This window comes from Dietzia aerolata (assembly GCF_014144865.1).
Classification (GTDB): Bacteria; Actinomycetota; Actinomycetes; order Mycobacteriales; family Mycobacteriaceae; genus Dietzia; species Dietzia aerolata.
On sequence record NZ_JAALDM010000039.1, the window covers coordinates 1 to 6,446 of the forward strand.

Sequence of the window (6,446 nt, forward strand, 5' to 3'; positions counted from 1 at the left end):
GCGTTCATGCGCCAGACTCTCATTCCCGTGCCCGGTACCGGTGGTCTGCAGGTGACCATGCATCACGCTGATGATCCGCGGGCGGTGCTCGTGCTCTGTCACGGGTTCGGTGAGCATTCGGGCCGGTACGCGAGGATGGTGGACTTCCTTCTCGCGCGGGGGATCAGCGTGGCGAATTACGACCTGCGCGGTCATGGTTCGGCGCCGGGCCCGCGCTACCGGGTCGCGGTGGAGGAGCACATCGAGGACAACCTGGCGGTGCGTGACGCGGTCGCCGAGTGGAGCCGATCGGCCGAGGGCAACGGCGCGGATAAGCTGCCGCGACTTCTCATGGGGCATTCGATGGGCGGCCTGGTGGCCGGGGAGTCGGCGCTGCGCAGGCCGTGGGATCTCAAGGGGCTCGTCCTGTCCTCGCCCGGCTTGATCGTGGGGGAGGACAGTCCGGCGGCGTTGAAGGCGGTGGCTCCGGTCGTCGCGCGGCTCTTGCCGTTCCTGCCGGTGGAGAAGCTCGACGCAAACGACATCTCGCGGGTGCCGGAGTACGTCGACGACTACAACTCGGATCCCCTCGTACTACACGGCGGGGTACCGGCGCTGTCCGCGGGAACGTTGCTGGCCGGTGGGGCCAAGCTGATCGAGCGGTCGCGGGGACTGCGGGTGCCCACGCTCGTCGTCAACGGCTCGGGCGACACCATCACCTCGCCGAAGGGCGCGCGCCGTTTCGCCGTGCTGGCGGGCTCGGATCACGATCCGCGGCCGGAGGTCATCTACCGGGAGTTCGAGGGCGGCAGGCACGAGCTCTTCAACGACCTGTGTGCCGACGAGGCGTACGAGGTGCTGGGCGACTGGCTCGACACTCGTCTGGGCTGACGATTCGCGATCGACGACCGCGCCTCGGCGCGTGCGGCCGTGTCCGGCGCGGCGGCTACGCTGGCCTCCATGCGACCTGATCTCTCCTCCTATCGCCATCTCGCTGCCGGCAAGGTCCGCGAGCTCTATGAGATCGACGCGGACACTCTGCTCATGGTGGCCACCGACCGGATCTCGGCGTACGACCATGTGCTGGAGACGCCGATCCCGGACAAGGGCCGTGTGCTTACGGCGATGAGTGCGTATTTCTTCGACGCGCTCGACGTGCCCAATCATCTGGCCGGGCCGATGGATGACGAGCGGATCCCCGCCGAGGTCCTCGGCAAGGCGATGGTCGTGCGCCGGCTCGACATGGTCCAGGCCGAGTGCGTGGCCCGCGGGTATCTGACCGGCTCCGGCATGGTCGAGTACCGCGAGTCGGGCACGGTGTGTGGCATCGAGTTGCCGGCGGGGCTGGTCGAGGCCAGCAAGCTGCCCGAGCCGATCTTCACCCCCGCCACCAAGGCGGCGGTGGGCGACCATGACGAGAATATCTCGTTCGACCAGCTCACCGGCATCGTCGGCGACGAGCTTGCCGAGCGCCTGCGCACCGCGACGCTAGATGTCTACTCGCGGGCCGCGGAAATGGCCGCCGAGCGCGGCGTGCTGCTCGCGGACACCAAGTTCGAGTTCGGGCTCTCCGGCGGCGAACTGATCCTGGCCGACGAGGTTCTCACGCCGGATTCCTCGCGCTACTGGCCGGCCGATTCGTACGAGGCCGGTCGCGTCCAGCCGAGTTTCGACAAGCAGTACGTGCGCAATTGGCTCACCGGCCCCGATTCGGGCTGGGACAAGGCCTCGGACACGCCCCCGCCGCCGCTGCCCGCGGAGGTGGTCGAGGCGACCCGCGCCCGCTACATCGAGGCCTACGAGCGCATCTCGGGCCTGTCCTTTGCCGACTGGATCGGAGGCGACAACGCATGACCACCCCTGACGCCAGCACCACCAACTCCAGCACCACCACCGCCAGCCCCACCCCACCGGTCGCCGAGCGCCGTCCCCACTCGCGCGAGCACCACGGCCGCGTCTTCGTCGACAACTACGAGTGGATGCGCGACAAGGACGCCCCGGACACGCGCGCCTACCTCGAGGCGGAGAACGCGTACACCGACGCCATGACGGCGGACCTCAAGCCGCTCGAGGACGCGATCTACGACGAGATCAAGTCCCGCGTCAAGGAGACCGACATGTCGGTGCCGGTGCGCGCCGGCAGCTGGTGGTACTTCTCGCGCACCATCGAGGGCAAGTCGTACGCGCAGCACTGCCGCGTTCCGGTGGCGCCCGAGCACGCCGCCGACATGTCCGACCCCGCGGGCTGGGTGCCGCCGGAGGTCTCGCCAGGTGTAGAGCTGCCGGGCGAGCAGTTACTCATGGACGGCAACGTCGAGGCCGAGGGGCACGAGTACTTCGCGCTCGGTGCCTTCTCCGTCAGCCACGACGGCCGCATGCTGGCCTGGTCCACGGACACCGAGGGCGACGAGCGCTACACGTTGCGCTTCCGGTCGCTGGACCCGGAGGTCACCGCGCCGACCGAGGAGATCTCCGGTATCGCCGCGGGTGTGACCTGGTCGCTGGACGGGGAATATGTCTTTTACGTGACCGTAGATGATGCCTGGCGTCCCGATACGGTGTGGCGTCACCGCCTGGGAACCCCCGGGGACGACGACGACACGGTGTTCCACGAGCCCGACGAGTCCTATTGGATCGGTGTGGGCGAGACCCGCAGCGAGAAGTACCTGCAGATAGCGGTGGGTTCCAAGATCACCACCGAGGTGTGGTGCCTGGACTCGAGCGATCCCGCTGGAGAGTTCTGGTGTGTGCGGCCGCGCGAGGAGGGCGTGGAGTACGACATCGAGCACGCGGTGATCGGTGGGCAGGACCGCTTCCTGATCACGCACAACGCGGGAGCGCCCAACTCGACGATCGTGGAGGCGCCGGCCGGACCGGTCGAGGGCGATTTCGGTGAGTTGCGCACGCTGGTGCCGCACCGGGACGATGTCCGGGTCGAGGGCGTGGACGCGTTCGAGCAGTTCCTGGTGTTGGTCTACCGTGAGGCGGCGTTGCCGAGGTTCTCGCTGATGCTGCTCGATTCGACGTCGACCGCCGGTACGCAGGAGTACGGGCAGTTCGAGCCGGTGGAGTTCGAGGAGGAGCTGTTCACCTCCGGGCCGGGCGCGAACGCCGAGTGGCGGACCCCGGTGCTGCGGTTCGGCTACGGCTCGTTCATCACGCCGAGCAGGGTCTACTCGCTCGATCCGGTGACCGGCGAGCGGACGTTGCTGCGCGAGCAGGAGGTGCTGGGCGGCTACGACCCGGCGCGCTTCCTGCAGCGTCGCGACTGGGCCACCGCCGACGATGGCACCCGGGTGCCGATCTCGCTGTCGATGTCGCGGGAGACCGCGGCCCGCATCGATGCGGGGGAGCAGGTGCCGACGCTGTTGTACGGGTACGGCTCGTACGAGTCGAGCATGGATCCCTCCTTTTCGGTCGCGCGGTTGTCGTTGCTGGAGCGGGGGATGGTCTACGCGGTGGCACACGTGCGGGGCGGCGGCGAGATGGGCCGGCTCTGGTACGAGAACGGCAAGACGCTGACCAAGCGCAACACCTTCACCGACTTCGTGGCGTGCGCCCGGCACCTGATCGACTCGGGCCTGACCGCGACGGACCGTCTCGTCGCCGAGGGCGGCAGCGCGGGCGGCCTGCTCATGGGCGCGGTGGCCAATCTCGCGCCTGAGCTGTTCGCCGGGATCCAGGCGGTGGTGCCGTTCGTGGATCCGCTCACCTCGATCCTCATGCCGGAGCTGCCGCTCACGGTGATCGAGTGGGACGAGTGGGGCGACCCGCTGCACGATGCCGAGGTGTACGACTACATGGCGACCTACGCGCCGTACGAGAACATCGAGGCCAAGGACTACCCGGCCATCCTCGCGGTGACCTCGCTCAACGACACCCGCGTGCTCTACGTGGAGCCCGCCAAGTGGGTGGCCAAACTGCGCGAGATCTCGACGTCGGCCAACTCGACCGACCGGCCCGTGCTGCTGCGCTGCGAGATGAGCGCCGGGCACGGCGGCGTCTCCGGCCGCTACGAGCGCTGGCGCCAGATCGCGTTCGAGTACGCCTGGACGGTCCGCACCGCCACCGCCGGCTGACCCTCGCCCCGCCCGCCCCGCGCCTCCGCGCCGCCGAGCGTCGGCCGGAGCTGGGGCCGGGAACGGCTGAGCCCGGATGGTCGTCATCAGTGCGGCGATGGTCGTACTCACCGCGGCGACACGCGGCTTTCGCCGCAGCCATGGCGACCATCTCCGCAGCCATGACGACCAACGCGTTCACCTGCGGCTTCGCTGGCGGCTTTCGCCTCGATGTGGGGGCGCGGGCAGGTCGGGGCGCGGTGGCTCAGACCTCGTCGTCCATGGTCTTGACCATCGCGGACGCGGGGATCACCCCGGCCACGAACACGGACAGAACTGCGAGGCCGCCCATGGCGTAGGCGAGTCGGTGACCGTCGCCGAGCTGCAGGCTCGAGCCCGTGATGAGGACGATCGCGATCAGGAAGAGGATGCCGGTGGTCACCGAGAGCGCGCGGGATCGGGCGGCGAGCAGCGTGCTCAGTTCGAACTCGTCCAGGTAGCCGGCGGGTGCGCCGTCCTTGCTGTCGATGGTCACCCGCAGCATCGTCCAAACAGTGCAGATCACGACGGTCATCGGCAGCCAGGCGATCACGATCGGGAACCAGAAGTATCCGGCCACCGCGATTGCGGCCATGACCCCGATCGAGGCCCAGTTCAACTGCACGAGCAGGCGTCGGCGGGCCGGCGTGCGCCAGGAGCGCAGCGACTCGGACGTGGCGACCTGCTGACGCTCGAAGCGCCGCTCGGCCCGCGTTCGGGGGTCGGCGGTGGCGCCCGGGGCGGTGCGGGCGTCGGAGTTGGCGTCGGTCATGGCGTGGTGCTGGGTGTTCATCACGATTGCCCTTCGCTGGTGACGTGGCTGGCGGTGCTGGCGGAACTTGCGGTGTTGGCGGAATTAGCGGTGGTGCGGCGGTACATCTCCGCGGACATGGGGCGGAACTCAGTGCGGGAGAACACGGCCTCGACGGGGAGGTCGAAGACCGCGCAGATGCGGAAGGCCAGGTCGAGGCTGGGGTAGTGGTCGCCCCGCTCGAGGGCCCCCACGGTCTGCGGATTGACCTCGATCCGCTCGGCCAGTGCGGCCCGGCTGAGCCGATGCTCGGCCCGCAGGACGGCGATCCGGTTGAAGATCGGGAGTTTTTCTCCCCTTCTGACTGGGCTCATGCATCTAAGTGTTGGGAAAACCCAACGATTCGTCAAGGAAATGTGTGCTTATGTTCGCCCTCGCTCGCGGCGGTGCGGGTGTTTGGCGGTAGCGGCGGTGCGGGTGATTGGCGGCCGTGCTGGGGTTGCGTCGGGGGCGTGCCGAGGTCGTGCCGGGGGCGTACCAGGGGCGCGCCGGGGAGTGCGGCGGGCACGTAGTCTGGGTCACATGAGCAACGTCAACGTCAAGGGCATCGAGTTCACCACCATCGACGGCGAGAAGGCGTCGATGGACGATTACGCGGGGCATGCTGTCCTTGTGGTCAACGTGGCCAGCGAGTGCGGACTGACCCCGCAGTACGAGGGTCTGCAGGAGCTCGCCGACGACTACCGGGACCGCGGCTTCTTCGTGCTCGGCTTCCCGTGCAACCAGTTCATGGGGCAGGAGCCCGGCGACGAGTCGGCTATCAAGGACTTCACCTCCGGCAAGTACGGGATCACCTTCCCGCTCTCGTCGAAGGTCGACGTCAACGGCGAGGGGCAGCACCCGCTGTACGCCGAGCTGACCAAGACCGCCGACGCGGACGGCGAAGCCGGCGACGTGCAGTGGAACTTCGAGAAGTTCCTGATCTCGCCGCAGGGTGAGGTCGTGGGGCGCTTCCGGCCCAAGGTCGAGCCGGGTGCCGACGAGCTGATCGACGCGATCGAGGAGCAGCTCCCGGTCTGACGCGAAATGATGGCCGACTGGGGTGCTGCGCACAGATGATGGGGGTGCGGGCACCTGGGTGAGGGTGAGTCGGGGTGCATGTAGGTGGTCCGGACACGTGGAGTACACCTCGTCGTCGTCGTCCGGTAATCCCCGGCTGTCACGATGCGGCCATGACATCGCGCCTCGTCGTCTCACTCTCCGGCCTCCGCGACTCCACGCTCGACGGCGCCATCGACCTGGTGGGGGAGCTCGAGCGACGGTCGGTGCCGGTATCGCTCCTCGTCGCGCCGCGGCGAGGCCACGAGTACGAGCTCGCCAAGGACCGCGGTACCCAGGACTGGCTGCGGCACCGCCGGGACCAGGGCGATGCGATCGTGCTCGGCGGCTACGACGATGCGGCGACCAAGATCCGGCGCCCCGAGTTCGCCTCCATCGGACCCGCCGAGGCCACCGTGCGACTCACCGCCGCCGACCGACTCATGGCCGACATGGGCCTGCGGACCCGCATCTTCGCGCCGCCGCGCTGGAACGCCTCCCCGGGCTGCCTCAAGGCGCTG

Annotated in this window: 7 protein-coding genes; 5 read left to right on the forward strand and 2 right to left on the reverse strand. The window is 68.7% G+C overall.

The genetic code is table 11. The features are described from left to right. The 3 genes from G6016_RS02940 to G6016_RS02950 all read left to right on the forward strand — a co-directional run. Positions 1-870, forward strand: an 870-nt coding sequence (locus G6016_RS02940; RefSeq protein WP_241729692.1) for an alpha/beta hydrolase, incomplete at its 5' end; no start/stop codon positions are given. 69 nt (positions 871-939) lie between these two features. Next, a complete protein-coding gene (locus tag G6016_RS02945) occupies positions 940-1,833 on the forward strand; it encodes a phosphoribosylaminoimidazolesuccinocarboxamide synthase (protein WP_182631215.1) in 894 nt (297 codons plus the stop codon). Then, on the forward strand, positions 1,830-4,058 hold the full coding sequence (locus G6016_RS02950) for a S9 family peptidase (RefSeq protein ID WP_182631216.1): 2,229 nt from the start codon (positions 1,830-1,832) through the stop codon (positions 4,056-4,058). The genes G6016_RS02945 and G6016_RS02950 overlap by 4 nt, the downstream gene beginning before the upstream one ends. A 244-nt stretch (positions 4,059-4,302) precedes the next feature. Here the strand turns inward: G6016_RS02950 and G6016_RS17470 are convergent, their stop codons facing one another. Together G6016_RS17470 and G6016_RS02960 are read right to left on the reverse strand one after the other, a co-directional pair. Beyond that, a complete protein-coding gene (locus G6016_RS17470) occupies positions 4,303-4,869 on the reverse strand; it encodes a hypothetical protein (protein WP_277815105.1) in 567 nt (188 codons plus the stop codon). Next, positions 4,869-5,201, reverse strand: a complete 333-nt coding sequence (locus G6016_RS02960; RefSeq protein WP_182631217.1) for a helix-turn-helix transcriptional regulator — start codon at positions 5,199-5,201, stop codon at positions 4,869-4,871. The genes G6016_RS17470 and G6016_RS02960 overlap by 1 nt, the downstream gene beginning before the upstream one ends. 208 nt (positions 5,202-5,409) lie before the next feature. Here G6016_RS02960 and G6016_RS02965 point away from each other — a divergent pair, with 208 nt between their 5' ends. Then, positions 5,410-5,907, forward strand: coding sequence for a glutathione peroxidase (locus tag G6016_RS02965; RefSeq protein ID WP_182631218.1), 498 nt, complete (start codon positions 5,410-5,412; stop codon positions 5,905-5,907). A 152-nt stretch (positions 5,908-6,059) separates the two neighbouring features. Next, a partial coding sequence (locus G6016_RS02970; RefSeq protein ID WP_182631219.1) for a DUF2334 domain-containing protein occupies positions 6,060-6,446 on the forward strand: 387 nt, incomplete at its 3' end.